Origin of the sequence: Acinetobacter sp. ABJ_C1_1 (assembly GCF_044684115.1) — a bacterium.
GTDB classification, from domain to species: Bacteria; Pseudomonadota; Gammaproteobacteria; order Pseudomonadales; family Moraxellaceae; genus Acinetobacter; species Acinetobacter nosocomialis_A.
The window spans coordinates 1-15,825 of the sequence record NZ_JBITPU010000004.1 but is presented as its reverse complement, the minus strand read 5'-3'; the positions used below and the strand labels follow the sequence as shown (position 1 = coordinate 15,825).

General features: G+C 37.2%; 15 protein-coding genes and 2 pseudogenes. 9 read left to right on the top strand and 8 right to left on the bottom strand.

Annotated features, from left to right (window positions below):
* Window positions 1-280 precede the first annotated feature (280 nt).
* The 3 genes from ACG59Z_RS07215 to ACG59Z_RS07205 all read left to right on the top strand — a co-directional run bounded on the left by ACG59Z_RS07215 (window position 281) and on the right by ACG59Z_RS07205 (window position 3,283).
* Entirely contained in the window at window positions 281-790 is a 510-nt protein-coding gene (locus ACG59Z_RS07215; protein WP_004705212.1) for a pilin, read from the top strand.
* 55 nt (window positions 791-845) lie between these two features.
* Window positions 846-1,556: a TfpX/TfpZ family type IV pilin accessory protein gene (tfpZ, locus tag ACG59Z_RS07210; RefSeq protein ID WP_263614723.1), complete on the top strand. Its 711-nt coding sequence runs from the start codon at window positions 846-848 to the stop codon at window positions 1,554-1,556.
* A gap of 98 nt (window positions 1,557-1,654) precedes the next feature.
* Window positions 1,655-3,283 (top strand): Wzy polymerase domain-containing protein, encoded by a 1,629-nt coding sequence (locus tag ACG59Z_RS07205; protein WP_400198651.1) that lies wholly within the window; start codon window positions 1,655-1,657, stop codon window positions 3,281-3,283.
* A 38-nt stretch (window positions 3,284-3,321) separates the two neighbouring features.
* Here the strand turns inward: ACG59Z_RS07205 and bfr are convergent, their stop codons facing one another.
* The 7 genes and pseudogenes from bfr to gmk form a co-directional block, all read right to left on the bottom strand.
* On the bottom strand, window positions 3,322-3,786 hold the full coding sequence (gene bfr / locus ACG59Z_RS07200) for a bacterioferritin (protein WP_000678123.1): 465 nt from the start codon (window positions 3,784-3,786) through the stop codon (window positions 3,322-3,324).
* A gap of 244 nt (window positions 3,787-4,030) precedes the next feature.
* Window positions 4,031-4,225 (bottom strand): bacterioferritin-associated ferredoxin, encoded by a 195-nt coding sequence (locus ACG59Z_RS07195; protein WP_000289091.1) that lies wholly within the window; start codon window positions 4,223-4,225, stop codon window positions 4,031-4,033.
* Between the two features lie 219 nt (window positions 4,226-4,444).
* Window positions 4,445-4,828 (bottom strand): RidA family protein, encoded by a 384-nt coding sequence (locus tag ACG59Z_RS07190; protein ID WP_002051728.1) that lies wholly within the window; start codon window positions 4,826-4,828, stop codon window positions 4,445-4,447.
* 121 nt (window positions 4,829-4,949) lie between these two features.
* A complete protein-coding gene (locus ACG59Z_RS07185; protein WP_400198646.1) occupies window positions 4,950-7,055 on the bottom strand; it encodes a RelA/SpoT family protein in 2,106 nt (701 codons plus the stop codon).
* Between the two features lie 39 nt (window positions 7,056-7,094).
* Window positions 7,095-7,225, bottom strand: a pseudogene (locus tag ACG59Z_RS07180) (hypothetical protein).
* 38 nt (window positions 7,226-7,263) lie between these two features.
* Window positions 7,264-7,542: a DNA-directed RNA polymerase subunit omega gene (gene rpoZ / locus ACG59Z_RS07175; RefSeq protein ID WP_000135049.1), complete on the bottom strand. Its 279-nt coding sequence runs from the start codon at window positions 7,540-7,542 to the stop codon at window positions 7,264-7,266.
* Between the two features lie 72 nt (window positions 7,543-7,614).
* The gene (gene gmk, locus ACG59Z_RS07170; protein WP_263614720.1) at window positions 7,615-8,244 is read right to left on the bottom strand and encodes a guanylate kinase; all 630 of its coding nucleotides are present in this window, start codon (window positions 8,242-8,244) and stop codon (window positions 7,615-7,617) included.
* Window positions 8,245-8,366: 122 nt separating this feature from the next.
* Here gmk and ispH point away from each other — a divergent pair, with 122 nt between their 5' ends.
* Window positions 8,367-9,317, top strand: a complete 951-nt coding sequence (ispH, locus tag ACG59Z_RS07165) for a 4-hydroxy-3-methylbut-2-enyl diphosphate reductase (RefSeq protein WP_396480102.1) — start codon at window positions 8,367-8,369, stop codon at window positions 9,315-9,317.
* Window positions 9,318-9,329: 12 nt separating this feature from the next.
* On the opposite strand, the pseudogene ACG59Z_RS07160 reads toward ispH, so the two are convergent.
* A pseudogene (locus ACG59Z_RS07160) lies at window positions 9,330-9,575 on the bottom strand (hypothetical protein); the annotation flags it as partial.
* On the opposite strand from ACG59Z_RS07160, the gene ACG59Z_RS07155 reads away from it, so the two are divergent.
* The 5 genes from ACG59Z_RS07155 to ACG59Z_RS07135 form a co-directional block, all read left to right on the top strand.
* Window positions 9,484-9,933 carry a GspH/FimT family pseudopilin gene (locus ACG59Z_RS07155; RefSeq protein ID WP_304591404.1) on the top strand — a complete coding sequence of 150 codons (450 nt, stop codon included), beginning with the start codon at window positions 9,484-9,486 and terminating at the stop codon, window positions 9,931-9,933. The pseudogene ACG59Z_RS07160 and the gene ACG59Z_RS07155 sit on opposite strands and share 92 nt — an antisense overlap.
* Window positions 9,930-10,430, top strand: a complete 501-nt coding sequence (pilV, locus tag ACG59Z_RS07150; RefSeq protein ID WP_400198641.1) for a type IV pilus modification protein PilV — start codon at window positions 9,930-9,932, stop codon at window positions 10,428-10,430. Before ACG59Z_RS07155 ends, pilV begins: the two co-directional genes overlap by 4 nt.
* Window position 10,431: 1 nt before the next feature.
* A complete protein-coding gene (locus tag ACG59Z_RS07145) occupies window positions 10,432-11,469 on the top strand; it encodes a PilW family protein (RefSeq protein WP_311086521.1) in 1,038 nt (345 codons plus the stop codon).
* Window positions 11,466-12,245, top strand: a complete 780-nt coding sequence (locus ACG59Z_RS07140; protein WP_311069791.1) for a pilus assembly PilX N-terminal domain-containing protein — start codon at window positions 11,466-11,468, stop codon at window positions 12,243-12,245. The genes ACG59Z_RS07145 and ACG59Z_RS07140 overlap by 4 nt, the downstream gene beginning before the upstream one ends.
* A 19-nt stretch (window positions 12,246-12,264) precedes the next feature.
* A partial coding sequence (locus ACG59Z_RS07135) for a pilus assembly protein PilY (RefSeq protein WP_400198638.1) occupies window positions 12,265-15,825 on the top strand: 3,561 nt, incomplete at its 3' end.

Here is a 15,825-nt window from a genome sequence, read left to right as displayed (position 1 = left end):
TTGTCATCTATTTGGTTGCTTTTAAAGAGATTTTTATCACATTAAATGGTAAAAAAAAGAAATGAGTTGTGAAGTGGTTTTTTATTGGTGATTCAATCCTAATAAAATTGGAGTGACAATTTTTGTCAGTTATTTGCCTAATATACTCTTAAGTTTAATTGTTATAAATCATAACTTGTTGTTTTTAAATTAAAATAAAAGTTGGCATGGTTGCTGCAATATAGATGACAGCTGAAAAAGCTTATATAAAAACATACATACAATCTTTGGGGAAAAGGCTATGAATGCACAAAAAGGTTTTACATTAATTGAACTCATGATCGTGGTTGCGATTATTGGTATTTTGGCAGCAATCGCGATTCCAGCTTATCAGGATTACACTGTTCGTGCACAAGTAACAGAAGGGTTGAATGTGGCGGGTGGTGTTAAAACAGCTGTAAATGATTATTTTGCTGATGTAGGTGATTGGCCAGCTAATATTCAAGCTGCTGTTTGCGGTAAAAATGCAACTAAAGTTTGTGCTGGTGGTACAAATACTGATTATAAAGGTAATTATGTAACACAAGTTGATGTGACGAATGGTGGCGTTGATATTACTTATGGTAATAAAGCAAACACAAATGCATTAGCGACCAAAGTGTTGTCGCTTATTCCTGGTTCTGATACGGCTAAAAACGTTACTTGGGTTTGTGGCAATGCTTCAACGCCTAAAGGTGTAACATTAGCTACTACTGCAACAAATAATACAACCATTGATGCTAAATACTTACCTGGTTCTTGCAAAAACTAAATATTTTTTTAAAGTGAAAAGCTGGATTTATTCCAGCTTTTTATTTGGATTACATATGAGTAAACGTATTAAGTTCTTTATAGTACATATAACTTTTTCACTTATAGTCATTAGTTTATTGCTTTGTTGTATTTTTCTTATGTGGTATCCCGCTCCTTTGCATAAAGCAACTGGATTGGAACATATATTATTTTTACTAATTTTAGTCGATGTTATTGTTGGGCCCTTTTTAGGTTTGTTTATTTATAAAGAAGGTAAGAAAACTCTAAAGTTTGATTTGGCTATTATTTGCATTTTTCAAATTAGTGCGTTTCTTTTTGGCTGTTATCATGTATTTAAAGGCAGACCTGTATGGGTAGTATACAGTGTCGATCAATTTGAATTAATACGTGATAATGAAGTGGTTTCTAAATCATATCAATCTTCTTTTTTAGGCCCAAAATTTGTTGGTATCCAATATTCTAATGTTCCTCAATTAAAGCAAAAAGAAATGTTCCAAGAGTTATTCAGTGGAATAGCTTTAGCACAAGATCCCAAAAACTATAAAAAATTAAGTCAAATAAAACCACAACTCTTACAACATTTACAAGGTCTAGAAATACTTGAAAAATTTAACTCTAAACAGCAAGTAAAAAATATTTTAAGAAAATATCCAGAAGCGAATGCATGGGTTCCTTTAAAAGCCAATGCTGTAGATATGGTTGTTTTAATGGATAAAAACTCAGCTCAAGTGGTTAAAATTGTAGACTTGAGACCATGGAAATAAGTTAGCATCTCTTGTGAGAAGATACATATACAAGCTAATTCTTCTCACTTTCTTCCATGTATAATCCTTCTCAAGTTTTTGACCTATAACCTGTCACTATGCAAGTATTCTTTCTGTTCCTCGCAGCAATCCTGTTAGGTTTTGCGTGGTTATCACCATTTCACTATAACCCTTGGGTGATGTTTTCTAGCGAAATGAGTACCTTTGCGGCAGGTCTAAGTGTCTTAGCTGCACTTTTTTATCAAAATATAAAAATTCCACGGGCACAATTATTACTATTGCCATTTATTTTAATTCCCATAGCACAGTGGGCTTTTGGGCTAGTTTTCGATTTTAGTACCGTTTTGCTAAGTTCACTTTACTTGTTAGGCTTCTGGTTTATGGTGGTGGTAGGTTATAACTTGTCATTAGAACCACAACAAAGAGATGAAATTTTTACAGGGTTTAGTTTACTTACTGTTATCGTTTCAGTTGCAACTAGTCTTATTGCAGTTTGTCAGTGGTTAAATATTGATACACATTTTGCTCATATGTTGCATTTAATTGGTAACCGTCCATACGGTAACTTTGGCCAACCTAATAATATGGCAACCTTTCTCATTATGGGGCTATTAGGATGCTTATATTTATATGAAAAGAATAAAGCATCGGTTTGGTTACTTTTGCCATCAGCGCTAACTATTTTATTTGCAGTTGTCCTAAGCCAGTCACGCACTTCTTGGATTGTTTTTCCATTTTTACTCACCTATTGGGCTATTAAGCAATTTAATAAACCTAAGCGTTTTGGGGTGTTTCAAGGCCTGTTATGGTGTGCTGGTTTTTTCTTGATGGCTGGTTTGGTATTACCATTTATCACAAGCTTAATTGAGGCATGGTCACATACAGATATAACTCAGGCGAGTAGCTTGGCTGAACGGGCAAGCTCGGGTTATCTGCGTTTTAATATTTGGACGCAAATGTTAATCGCTGTACAGCAACATCCTTGGTTGGGATATGGGTGGAATCAAACCAGTGTTGCTCAAATGTCTGCTTATGCTCTTTTTCCAACGACGGAGTGGACGACCAGCGCTCATAATGTGTTGCTAGATCTTATTATTTGGAATGGTATTCCACTTGGTACAGTGATTATTGCTTACTTTACATGTTGGTTATTTTGGCTAAATCAACAAGCAAAAGAAACAATCTCGATTATCGCAGTGATGATGGTCTGTACTGTGCTTATTCACGCCATGTTGGAGTTTCCGCAGCGTTATGCTTATTTCTTGCTGACTTGTGGCTTTTTATTGGGTGTAATTCAAGCACAGACTCCTATACTGAAAGGCTTTGTACTAAGTAAACAACTTCTGCGTTTAATATGGGGCGTCAGCTTAATACTTATGATCGCAATTTGGCGCGACTACAATGTTTATGTCATGAATAGTAATTTACTATTTAAAAATAAGCAGCCAAATGCTGAGCTCATGGGAAGTGACCAGATTTTTGTACTAACCCAATTTGAGCAGCGTTTAAAATGGATTGCACTTAATCCTAATGTAACTTTATCTGAAGCAGAATTAGTTCAATGGGGAAATTTTGTGAAGAACAAAGCAACCCCTTATAATTTGCGTAAATATGCTCAGTTACTTGCTTATAATGGAAAAGTAGATCAAGCAGAGCAACAAATATTTATTTTGCAGCACCTTTATGGACAGCAAATAACACTGACGCAATTACTAAAAGATAAATAAAAAATCCCCTTGTTTTCAAGGGGATTTTTTATGAAAGATTACATTTGGCTCTGGATATAGTTTTCGATACCAACGCTACCGATAAGGTCAATTTGAGTATCTAACCAATCCCAATATTCTTCTTCTTTTTCTAGAATTTCTTGTACCAAATCACGTGTTACATAGTCTTGTTCTGTTTCAGCTAATGCAACTGCTTTTTGAATAGCTTCAATGTTTTCTTTCACTTTGCGAATATCACATTGCAGAACTTCTTCTGTATGTTGACCGATATATAATTTACCTAGATGTTGAAGATTCGGAAGGCCTTCTAAAAATAGAATACGTTCAATAATTTTATCTGCATGCTTCATTTGACGAATTGATTCTTTATATTCAGCGGAACCGAGTTGTTCAATTCCCCAGTCATTAAACATGCGAGAGTGTAAAAAGTATTGGTTAATTGCAGTTAAATGATGATACAGCACTTGGTTAAGCTGATTAATCACATCACGATTGCCTTTCATTGTAGTTACTCCAAAACAATTTCTGCCTTAATTCACTTAAGGCAATCTATGAATTCATTTTAGTGAACAATCATGGATATAGCGAGTAATTTATAGAACAGCAAATGAAAATCGCAATCAAAAACAACACAATATTGGTAAAGGTGAATTTCCTTCCAAAAAAAACCGCTTGAATGAGGAACAATTAACGTTCCGCAAAAAGCGGTGGAGGAGTCAATAATTTACTGTTAAATACTAATTTTTATTATGCAGCTACAGAAATGCGTGCAGCAATTTCTGCTAATTCTTCACTAATAATAGCACGTGCTTCTGGTGCACAGCGTCCACAGCAAGTACCGAGATCAAGCAAATCGCGAATTTCACGATAGCTTTCAGCGCCATTTTCAATAGCGTCTTTAATATCCTGATCGGTAATGCCACGACACAAGCAAACGTACATGGGAGTGATCCCCAAATATAAATGCGATAATTGATATTATTGATAATTATTATCGTTTGTCAATGAAATTCATTTAAAATCTCATTTATCTTTATTGGGATTTTGGATAAAAAAATACCACCTAAGCGGAAATCTAATAATTATTCAGATTTCTAAGCATGGCGGTATCTAATTTTAGAGCAAAATATTTAAGAATTAATCTGTAGTTAAATCTTTATCTTATTGATTAATAATTACAATTCCATCCATTTCTACTAATGCACCTTTAGGTAAACTTGCTACCCCAAGTGCAGCACGAGCTGGGTATGGCTGAGCAAAATATTCGCCCATAATTTGGTTTACAAGCTGGAAATTAGATAAATCAGTAAGGAAAATATTGAGCTTTGCAATATCTGCGAGTGAGCCACCCGCAGCTTCACATACTGCTTTTAGATTATCAAATACACGGCGGATTTGAGCTTCAATACCGTCAACAAGTTCCATACTGTAAGGGTCTAAACCAATTTGCCCTGATAGGTATAAGGTGTTACCTACTAAAATGGCTTGAGAATATGTGCCAATAGCAGCAGGGGCATTTTCAGTATGAATGACTTGGCGGGACATTTGGTTCTCCTTGATTAAATCTTTTTCCATCATAATCGATGATACGTTTTGACAAAAGTATCATCGATTTAATTGATTATGTGCTTCTGGAAAGTTAGATTTTAGTAAAGTAGAACAAATTTTAGCTGACTTTAGAAATTTCCGCTTGTGGGGCAGGGGCATCTAAACGCTCAATACGGGGGAACCCATAGTGCATGCGTAAATCACGAATGACTTTTGCTATGTGCTTACGATTGTTCACCACGATGTTCACAAAAGTTCGCTGCTCATTGGAATGCACCATTTCTACCCCTGCATTATTTTTACGACATTGATAGATGAGGTCTGATACCTGCTCATCATTCATGGCCATATAAATCCCAAGGTAGGCAGTAAAACGTACATCATCTACGTCATCTGCTTTCCATTGAAGCGGCATAATATTTTCTGGATGCAAATGTTGTTCATGAAGTAAATTATGACAACGAATTCGATGCACAATTAATCCGCGGCGTGTTAAATGACCTTGAATTAGATCGCCCAATACAGGGTTACAGCAGTGAGCATATTTAACATCGATGCCTTCAGTACCCTGAATTAATCGGTCTGAATTTTCTACTTGTGGGTGTTTGTCATTTGCAAACAAATGGTTGGCTACGAGTTGAGGAAGTAAGTCTCCAACTGCGATTTGCTCAAATAATGCATCTTTATTGTCAATATGACGCCATTGTAAGAGGTCTAGCCAATCTGCTTCTGAAAGATCAGTGATTGAACGATTAAAGAGTTTCAATGCTCGTGAAAGTGCTTGTGCACCCACTAAACGTTGTTCTTCAATATCTTGATCTTTGAGTACATGTTGTAAAGCACGGCGAGCTTTCTGAGTGTTAATGAAACTCAACCAATCTGGATTTGGAGTTGCCAAGACATCAGTAATAATTTCAATAACTTGTCCACTGACTAAGGGTGTTGAAAGTGGTTTAATTTCACCATCAACTTTTGCGCCTACTGCATGGTTACCCAAGAAAAGACTTGCTGAATAGGCGAAGTCAACTACTGTTGCACCTTGTGGTAATTCATGTAATTGGCCATGTGGGGTATAGACCCAAATTTTTTCTTGATGTAAATAATCAAGTAAATCATTAAAAGTTGTTTTAGCGCATTCACCATCAATGAGTGTATTTAAGTTCTGCATTGATGCCTGAATGGCAGAACGACAAGTTTGCGGTGCATTTTCACCTAATACCACACCAAAACGGGCAGCTTTACGCATGAGCTCAGTTTGGACAGTGAGCGATAATGTAGTTTTTTCGCCTTTGAGCTTGATCAATAAAGACTGATTGCCACCAGGCAATGGACGACGGATATGATCTTGATATTGGATGACTTGGAAATTTTCTTTTAATGCTGCAAATAAACGGTCGCAGTCAGCAATAGACTGTAAAACGATTTCAAAGGCATGGCTATGAGTAAGCTCTTGCAAATCCATCTCGTTTTTAACGAAGTGGCGTAATAGTTCAATATTATTATTTTTCTTTTTAATACGGCCTTGGATATGATAATTGTGCAGAAGCTCTGCAAGATTTTGCTCCCAGATACTTTGATATTTACATCGTTCTGGTTTGGTTTGGAGTAAAGCATTCTGGACGTTATCAAACATGTCTAAATCTAGATTTTGATAACACAAGTTTTCAAGATTATCAGCCATTTCATTCATGCCGACTAATCTTGCCATGGGTACAAAAATATCAAAAGTTTCTTGCGCGATACGAGCACGTTTATCGGGACGTAAAGCACCTAAGGTTGTCATATTATGATAGCGATCGGCTAGTTTAATAATAATGACACGTGGATCTTGTAACGTTGCTTGCAAAATTTTTCTGAAAGACGCCGCTTTATTATATTCTTTGTCGCTTGATTGGCTTAACTTGGTTACACCATCAACGAGCTCTGCAACAGTTTGTCCGAATCGCTCAATAATATCTTCTTTGGTATATTGAGTATCTTCAATGACATCATGTAAAAGCGCTGCCATTAAAGTTTCAGGGTCCAGTCGCATGTTAGCTAAAATACAGCTAACAGCAATTGGATGCAGAATATAGGGTTCGCCACTTTTACGTGTAATACCAGTGTGTGCCAGATCTCCAAAATCACAGGCAGCAAGCACTTTCTCGACCTCGCTTACTGATAAGTAAGGTTCGATAATTAATTTGAGCTGTTGCTTGGCTTGGCTGACCTCTTCGCCTGGCATAGACCACCCTTTTTCTGTTGCTTAAAAAACTAAATCTATCTACTTCTTAATGAAAAGCATATTGCGGAACTTGTCAATTTTTTCATTTGAAAAAGTGTATTTTTTTTTCAATGAAAATAATTGCTTTTGCCAATATGTTTTAAATATGAAGAAGCCAAATAAAAAACCATCGCAAAGAAACGATGGTTTTTTATAGAAACAGGAGTAATTAGAAAGAAAAACCTTCTAAATTTAAGCTGTTTGTAGAAAGGGCAAGATCAAGACTAGAAGTTTGGTAATCTTGCTCACGTTGTTTAAGAATTTCTTTCGTTACGTGGCCTACAGCGATTTCACGTAAAGCAACAACTGTTGGTTTGTCGTTATCCCATTCTACAGTTGGCTCCATGCCTTGACGTGCCAATTGACGAGCACGTTTACTTGCAACGAGCACAAGCTCAAAACGGTTGTCTACATGATCTAAACAATCTTCAACGGTGACGCGTGCCATAAAAGTTCTCGTTTTGGAATGGTAAATTTGAACAGACTAAATAGTATAAAAGGCTTTCGTTCTAGACTCAAGTTATTCCTGTTTTGGTTGAGGAGTAATCAAGTCTTGAATTAAGGTTTGGTGTCTTTTTGCTTGCTGAGATAGCACTAAACGGTTCGCTGTAATCACAGCTTCAAGCTCATGTAAGGCTTTATTAAAATCATCATTGATAATGATGTAGTCAAAGTTCGTATAATGCTGCATGTCTTCAACAGCGCAGCTTAAACGATGTTCAATAACTTCAACAGAATCTGTACCACGGTTAGATAAACGCTGACGTAAATCGAATTGAGTAGGCGGTAAAATAAAGATTTGTTTAGATTCAGGAAACAGCTTACGTACTTGCTCTGCACCTTGCCAATCAATTTCAAGCAAGACATCATGTCCTTGAGCTAACTGTTGTTTTACGGTTGCTTGCGAAGTGCCATAGTAGTTACCAAATACTTCAGCGTATTCAATAAATCCACCTTGGTCTACTTGGTCTAAAAAGTCATCTTTTGTTGTGAAATGATAGTGAACACCATCTAATTCACCTGGTCGTTGACCTCGGGTAGTATGCGAAACTGAAACATGTAAATTGCTTACACGGTCAAGTAGGGCTTTCACCAAAGATGTTTTGCCCGTTCCTGATGCAGCAGAAACGACAAACAATAGACCCGACATGATATTTTTCCTGATATGATAAAATATCTTCGCTATTGTAGTGTACCGTGCGTTTAAACTGAATAGTTTTAACTGCAAATATTTACGAGAAATTCCCCTGTTTTATTAATTTTGAGGCTGTTATGGAAATTGTGTTAGCTAATCCGCGTGGTTTTTGTGCCGGTGTTGATCGAGCCATAGCAATCGTCAATCGGGCTTTGGAATGTTTTAATCCTCCTATTTATGTACGTCATGAAGTTGTCCATAACAAATTTGTGGTAGATGACTTGCGTCAAAGAGGGGCAGTTTTTGTTGATGAACTGGATCAAGTACCAGATGATTCGATTGTCATTTTTAGTGCGCACGGGGTTTCAAAAGCAGTTCAGCAAGAAGCAGAGCGTCGAGGTCTAAAAGTTTTTGATGCGACTTGTCCGCTTGTTACGAAAGTACATATTGAAGTAACTAAATATGCTCGTGAAGGAACTGAAGCAATTTTAATTGGTCATGAAGGTCATCCAGAAGTTGAAGGAACAATGGGTCAATATGACAAATTAAAAGGCGGTGACATTTATCTGGTTGAAGATGAAGCTGATGTGGCAGCACTTGAAGTCAGACATCCAGAGAAATTGGCTTTTGTTACTCAAACAACTTTATCTATTGATGATACAGCGAAAGTTATTGATGCTTTACGTGCGAAGTTCCCTAAAATTCAAGGGCCGCGCAAAGATGATATTTGTTACGCGACTCAAAACAGACAAGATGCAGTACGTGACTTAGCTGAAAAATGCGATGTCGTACTGGTTGTTGGTTCACCTAATTCATCAAATTCGAACCGTTTACGCGAGCTTGCTGAACGCATGGGTAAAGCCGCTTATCTTGTGGATAATGCTGATCAGCTTGAACAATCATGGTTCAATGAAACTTGTAAAATTGGTGTAACAGCTGGTGCCTCGGCTCCAGAAATTTTAATTAAGCAAGTCATTCAACGTTTACAAGATTGGGGTGCTCAGGCGCCTAAAGAGTTAGAAGGACGTGAAGAAAATATTACTTTTAGTCTTCCTAAAGAATTACGTATTCATGTAACACAAGCATAAAGTGTGACTTGTTTAACATACTGATTTTAAAAAGTTAAACAGATAATTGTGATATGACAGTTATCTGTTTTTTTATACCCTTTATCTGGTTTGTATTCGTTTTGTAAAAGTAAAACGTAAAATTTATATAGAAATAAAATTTTTAAGTTCATTTGGGGTTATGGGGATGAGGGGGATTATTCCGCAAGAAGGGTTCACCTTAATTGAGCTCATAGTGACGATTGTAATGATGGCTATTATTGCAACTATGGCTGTTCCAATGTTTGGGGATATGTTGAATAACCAAAATTTAAATAGAAGCACAGAAGATCTAGTTTCAAGTATAAATCAGGCACGTATGAAAGCTGTAGTAGAACGTAGACAAGTCAAAGTGCAATTAAATTCTACTTATATTGCAGATACTGACAATCAAATCGATTGGATGCCAAGTGGAAAAGCTCAATTAAAGACAGGATCTAATACTTCTATAGTATTTTTAATGTCCGGTTTGGTAAAAGATGCAACCGGAGATACAACTTTTGAAATTTGTAATACGGCATCTGGTAATAAATCAAAAATTATTAGTGTTTCAAGAATGGGATCAATTCAGTCAATCACAATGGGGACATGTTCATGAAGAGCCTTGGACTCCAGCGTGGTATGGGTATGATTGAAATTTTAGTTGCTTTGCTGATTTTGGCAATTGGCATTTTAGGCTTTATTGCTTTGCAGTATAGAGCTTTAGAAGCAAGTGCAGAAAGTACTTCGCGTGTTCAAGCAATTACATTGGCGCGTGATCTTGCCGAGCGAATGAGAGTTAATCGTAATTCTTTAACTGTATATAACCAGCAACTTCAAGATGCCAGTAAACAAACAGACTTCGCTAAAAATTGCTTTCAAAACAATTGTACTGATACGGAGCTAGCAGATTTTGATGTTGCTCAGGTTGTGAAAAGTGCGTCTTCTTTAGGCATGACTATGAATATGGTTGCTTGTCCACAAACTAATAATCGTCAATGTATTTATATTGCATGGGGCGATACTAGTGCAACGAATGGCACTGGTGTAGGAGATTGTACTCAAGATACTTCATATAACGATAATTCAACATGTGTGATTATGGAGGCCTATTAAAATGAAAAAACATCAGGGTTTTACATTAATCGAATTAATAATTTCGTTAGCCTTAGGTCTCATAATTACTGCTGCTGCAATATTATTATTTTTGTCTAGTCAAAAAAGTTTATCTATGCAGATAGGTGTTTCTGATGTGCAAGATAATGCAAATTTTGGCCTTAACTATTTAACTCAAGATATTCGCCTTGCAAACTTAAATAATCCAAAAGCGGTTATTGATGATCAAACTGCTTATGGTGGTATTGTCTTAACTTCTGCAATTAATTCAGCTAAAGATGCGGCTAACGAGCCTCTTAGTAATCTTTATAAAACTATTGTTGGTGTAACTGCTAATCCTAATCTACTTTCTCGTAGTCAGGGGGATAGTGTTGGTAGTGGTAATGCTTGGACTGGAGCATCAAACGTCCAAAGTAATGGAAGTGATATTGCTAGTGACCAACTCGTTATTCAATATATACCGCAATATACAATTGATACTAAAGGTACCGCAACTCAAGCTGATGATGAATATATAGGCGGTACAGATTGTGAAGGAAATAATCTGAATTTTCCTCTTGCTAGTGGCCGTCAAGTCATAGTCCAACGATATTTTTTACGTAAAGACGATAAAAATAATAGTGATGAACCTAATCAACCTTTAGCACTTGCTTGTGATGCTGGCTATTACCCTCTAACAGGGAGCCCAACTGCTATAACTCGTTATGGGGATGCAGGTGAAATTATAATGAAACGTGTGGATTATTTTCGGGTTTTACTGAATGTCCAAGGAAATTCTGGGCGACGTTATATTTCAATACATGATTATTTAAGTTTGACTGCTCCTCGTCCACGTATTGTTTCAGTTCAAATCGGATTATTAACACGTTCATTGCAACCAGTCGGTGCAGAAGTCGCAATTCAAGATGACCAACAATTTTCAGTATTGGACCAAACGATTACAGTAAAAAAGCCTACGAATTCGACAAAAAAATATGTGCGTCAAGTGATATCACAAACCATTACCTTGCGTAATGTAATTGGGGAGCGTGGGAAATGAAACTGAAGCAGGGTGGCTCAGCGTTAATTGTTGTACTCATTTTCTTAGTTGCAATTATGATTATTGGCACAATAGCCATTCGTAAAGGTTTGATTAATTTAAATATAGCGACGAATAGCCAAGTGCAGCAATTGATATTGCAAAATTCAGACGCTTCTTTCTTTCAAATAGAGAATCCAACTAACTTAATTCAGAGTTTAAGTGCAACAGGTCTTTTCGGTTATATCAGCAATGCAAATGACAAAAATAAGGAATTAGTCTTTTGTTATCGCGGAGATCAAAGTGACTTTTTTAATATTGGACGTGCCAGCTTAATGCAGTGGATAGACGGAAATAGTGCACCTACTAATAATGCATTAGGTACAGATGGTTATTGCGATGCAGTCGATACAACCAATAACTGGTTTACCAGTGGTCGTAGGGCAGTTATGACTCAGGTCGCAGTTAAATTTTCGACTGTTGGGGAGGATGACCCATTTTATGCTCGAACTCGTGGTCTTGATGAAAAAGAAGGACAAGTCCAAGAAGCTAAACGAGTCAAAGTATTTGCTGTGTCATTAATGCCAAGTTTAAGTAGTGTTAGTCATGCTGATATTAACAAGTGTCTACAACAACACATGAGTGAAGTGACACTTCCAGATGGAACGGCAGTGCCAGATGTCACTAATAAATCCGACTTAGATAATCCTTTGAGATCAGTATCAGAGTGTTTAACAAGCTTAAATGTTCCATTTACCACCAATGTCACTGAATACACTATTGCACAAGATTTTTAATTAATTGGGGAAAATAATAATGGATAAGAAAGACTTAAAGTTTTCATATCATCCAAAGCTTTTAACAAGTGCGGTAGCTGCTTTATGTACTGGGTTAGTAGCGAGTAGCGTAAGTCAGGCCAGTGATATTGATATTTATCAAAAAGCAAAAGCTGGTGATATTACTTTAATGTTTGTATTGGATATTTCAGGTTCTATGGGATATCCGCAGCTTCAAAATGATGCTAGTGCCTGTGATATCCCCAGTAATGTTGTGCAGACGGGTTATAACAATGTGTTGTCGAGTAATGGAATTGCAGAATATAAGCGTTATTATTGTACTGCAACTGCTCCAACTTACTATTATATGAAGTCGGGGACATCTTGGTATAGTTGTGGTAATTCGAGTTCGCAAAGTGATTGTACAACTAAGTTAAAGAGTGCACCTTCTACTAGTGGTTTGACCTCAATGTCTTCAAATTATAGTACTTATTACTATAAGGCTGGTCCGAATACTCAATATCCTGATCGTATTACTCGTGTAAAAGATGGCATGATTGATCTGCTTAACGGTAATACTAGTAAAGGAATCTTACCTGTTTCTGATGATAAATTAATTGGTCTGACGACTTTCTCCCGTCCAACGCAATTTAATACTGCTGGTGAGCCGACTGCTGCAGACAATTTAACGGGGCAGGTCCGTATTCCAGCTCGACGTTTAGATGCAGTTGTAAATGGTAAAACTCAAAGAAGAATACTAATAGAAGAAATTGCAAAACTTGGTGCCAGAGGTGGTACTCCGACAGCTAATGCTTATGCAGAGGCAGCGGCTTCTTTAATGGGTACCACCACTCAAGGACTAAGTAATAGTGGTTTTAACTATGCTGGTACAGGTGCAACCAGTGGAGGGAGCTATGTACGTCCCGATAGTATTACTAAACAAATGACAGGGAGTACTACACAGTGTAGTGGTCAAGGTATTTATGTTTTAACTGATGGTGATCCAAATGGAAACTCTTCAGCATCAGGATTAATGAAGAAAGCTTTAAGTGGTAAAACATTTGCTTGTACGGATAGCGATACAGGCTGGAATTGTATTCAACAGTTTTCACAATTTTTACTAAACAATGGCAGTAACCCTGTTGGTTTAAAGATTAAGACTGCTGTTGTTGGCTTTGGAAGTGATTTTAATATTATTCCATCTTTTAATAGGTCACTTTCTCTAGCTGACAACTTGGCAAATATTAACAACTCTACTGCATCGGCAAATCAAAAAGAAGCTGCGAAATGGGGTGTTAATGCAAGTGGTGGTTGGTATTCTGGTTCAAGCTCTCAAGACGTTGTAAATAGTGTAAATGCATTTCTTGGAGATTTAGGTTCGGAGATTCCAGCAGTAACTACAGGTTCACCTACTATTCCTAAAGATAGTCTTAACCCTGCTGTATTACAAAAACAGGCTTATTTTCCTCAGTTCCAACCGACTCCAGATAAAAACTATCAACTTTGGGCGGGTAATCTCAAAAAATATGCAGTAGTTAATGGTATTTTAAAAGATCGTGATAATAGTACTTTAATTAGTACAGCAACTGCTACAAAGGGACAAATACTGCCAAATCGTGACTTTTGGGCTTATACCGATAATGACAGTACAAATGATAATTCTGATTCCAATACGCCTGGAAGTAATAGCTACACTCTAAAAGGAGGAGCGTGGTCACAGTTACTCCTAACAATGAATCAAACAACGCAAGAGAATCGTAATCTTTTGACGAATCGAAGTGCAGACGGTTCAACGACAACAACTCTAAGACAAATTAAAAAGTCCGATTTAACAGATACGACGTACCAAACTGATGGGAAACGTGGTTATTTAATGGCGTTGCTTGGGTATCCAATGACTGTGACTCAAGCAAAGGATCCTGATCATTTAGTTCTTAATGCTACTCCGTCCACTTCTTTAAGACAGATTGGTGCGTTAATGCATTCCTCACCACTATTAATTACCAATAGTGGTCAAATTACGTATACAAATGGCGTAATTGATACTCAAAATCGTGAAGACTATGTCTTATTTGGCACAACACAGGGGCTTTTACATATAGTTAAGGCTGGCAAAAATGATAGTACTTCTGTGGATAGTAATGGCGGAAAAGAAGTATTCACCTTTGTACCAAATGAAATGATCGAGAAACAACCCGAAGCATTTTTGAAAAACGATGCCATGAATGGAGGGGTCGATCAATTATATTATGGTATTGATGGACCCTGGGCTAGTTATACTCAGTATGTATTAGATGGTAGTCGAAAAGGACTCACTGTCGGTAAAGGCTATGGTTCTCAAGAAGGGAAGCAGATCGTGTATGGCGGTTTGCGAATGGGAGGGCGTAGTTATTATGCACTCAATTTGCAAGATATGAGTAATCCAAAGTTACTGTTCCAAATATCTCCTGATGAACAGAAAACCTATTATAACGGTACAACTACTACTTATGCCGCATTAAGTAATATGGGCCAAAGTTGGTCTAAGCCGAGTATTGGCTGGGTAAATTGGAAGAAAAGCGATGGTAAAACTACTGAACGTAAACGAGTAATGTTTGTTGGCGGTGGTTATGATGAAGGCTATGAAAGTGATACCTATAACCCGAGCATTAGCCAAGGTGCAGGTGTATATATGTTTGACGCTGATAACGGTAAGCTCCTTTGGTGGGCTAGTGCTAAAGCGACTACAGCTCAAGGTGCCGAAGCTTATACTCAATCCAATAATTTAAAATATAGCGTAGTAAGTGAAATTCGTACCGAAGATCGAAATGGTGATGGTTTGATTGATCATCTTTATTTTGGTGATTTAGGTGGTCAACTATTCCGTATCGATTTAGATAACACTGCAGCAACAAATGCAAACTTTGCTAAACCTCCACAATTATTATTGAATTTAAATAATGGTGCTGCTAGTCCACGTTTTTATGAAATGCCTGCATTTTCAGTGTATGACTATAATGGCACAACGTTTGCCGTTGTTTCTATTGGTAGTGGTAATCGTAGTAAACCCTTAGCTCAGTATGCCTCGGGCCAAGGTTATAATTATGATGCGGTATATAATATTTACGATAAAGATGTAGCAGATAGAAATTTATATAAAGCTGATTTTGTATATCAAACTCCAATCACAAATACTAATCAATTGGGGGAAATTACTAATTCAAATTGGAATACATATGATGATGGTGCAGTCGCTTTACTTTCTGCTACCCGTGGATGGTTCTATCAATTTAAGTCCACCAATATTCAAGATGCTAAAGTGTTTTCAACACCAATCGTATTAAATCATCGTATGTTTGTTTCTACTTTTGATGGTGGAAAAGCAGGTATGTCTGGAGATTGTGGAGCAGGAGTAAAAGGCGAAAGCTTTTTAAATCAGTTCTGTATGCCTTTTGGACAATGTAGCCAATCTACTCTAGCAGCTGAAAATGTTAGTGTTCAGTGTGCGCCTGGTACAAGTTGTTCACAAGGGGCGGGTATTCAAGATACTACTGTTGTAGATGATGGTGGTAGCGGTAGCGGTGGCGGTGGCGGCGGCGGTGGCGGTGGCGGCGGTGACGGT

Excerpts from the sequence above, each read along its gene's own strand:
- ACG59Z_RS07205 (WP_400198651.1), top strand. The coding sequence starts at position 1,655 with ATGCAAGTATTCTTTCTGTTCCTCGCAGCAATCCTGTTAGGTTTTGCG.
- tfpZ (WP_263614723.1), top strand. The coding sequence starts at position 846 with ATGAGTAAACGTATTAAGTTCTTTATAGTACATATAACTTTTTCACTT.
- ACG59Z_RS07190 (WP_002051728.1), bottom strand. The coding sequence starts at position 4,828 with ATGTCCCGCCAAGTCATTCATACTGAAAATGCCCCTGCTGCTATTGGC.
- ispH (WP_396480102.1), top strand. The coding sequence starts at position 8,367 with ATGGAAATTGTGTTAGCTAATCCGCGTGGTTTTTGTGCCGGTGTTGAT.
- ACG59Z_RS07195 (WP_000289091.1), bottom strand. The coding sequence starts at position 4,225 with ATGTACGTTTGCTTGTGTCGTGGCATTACCGATCAGGATATTAAAGAC.
- ACG59Z_RS07145 (WP_311086521.1), top strand. The coding sequence starts at position 10,432 with ATGAAAAAACATCAGGGTTTTACATTAATCGAATTAATAATTTCGTTA.
- ACG59Z_RS07185 (WP_400198646.1), bottom strand. The coding sequence starts at position 7,055 with ATGCCAGGCGAAGAGGTCAGCCAAGCCAAGCAACAGCTCAAATTAATT.
- pilV (WP_400198641.1), top strand. The coding sequence starts at position 9,930 with ATGAAGAGCCTTGGACTCCAGCGTGGTATGGGTATGATTGAAATTTTA.
- bfr (WP_000678123.1), bottom strand. The coding sequence starts at position 3,786 with ATGAAAGGCAATCGTGATGTGATTAATCAGCTTAACCAAGTGCTGTAT.
- rpoZ (WP_000135049.1), bottom strand. The coding sequence starts at position 7,542 with ATGGCACGCGTCACCGTTGAAGATTGTTTAGATCATGTAGACAACCGT.
- ACG59Z_RS07155 (WP_304591404.1), top strand. The coding sequence starts at position 9,484 with ATGAGGGGGATTATTCCGCAAGAAGGGTTCACCTTAATTGAGCTCATA.
- ACG59Z_RS07215 (WP_004705212.1), top strand. The coding sequence starts at position 281 with ATGAATGCACAAAAAGGTTTTACATTAATTGAACTCATGATCGTGGTT.
- ACG59Z_RS07140 (WP_311069791.1), top strand. The coding sequence starts at position 11,466 with ATGAAACTGAAGCAGGGTGGCTCAGCGTTAATTGTTGTACTCATTTTC.
- gmk (WP_263614720.1), bottom strand. The coding sequence starts at position 8,244 with ATGTCGGGTCTATTGTTTGTCGTTTCTGCTGCATCAGGAACGGGCAAA.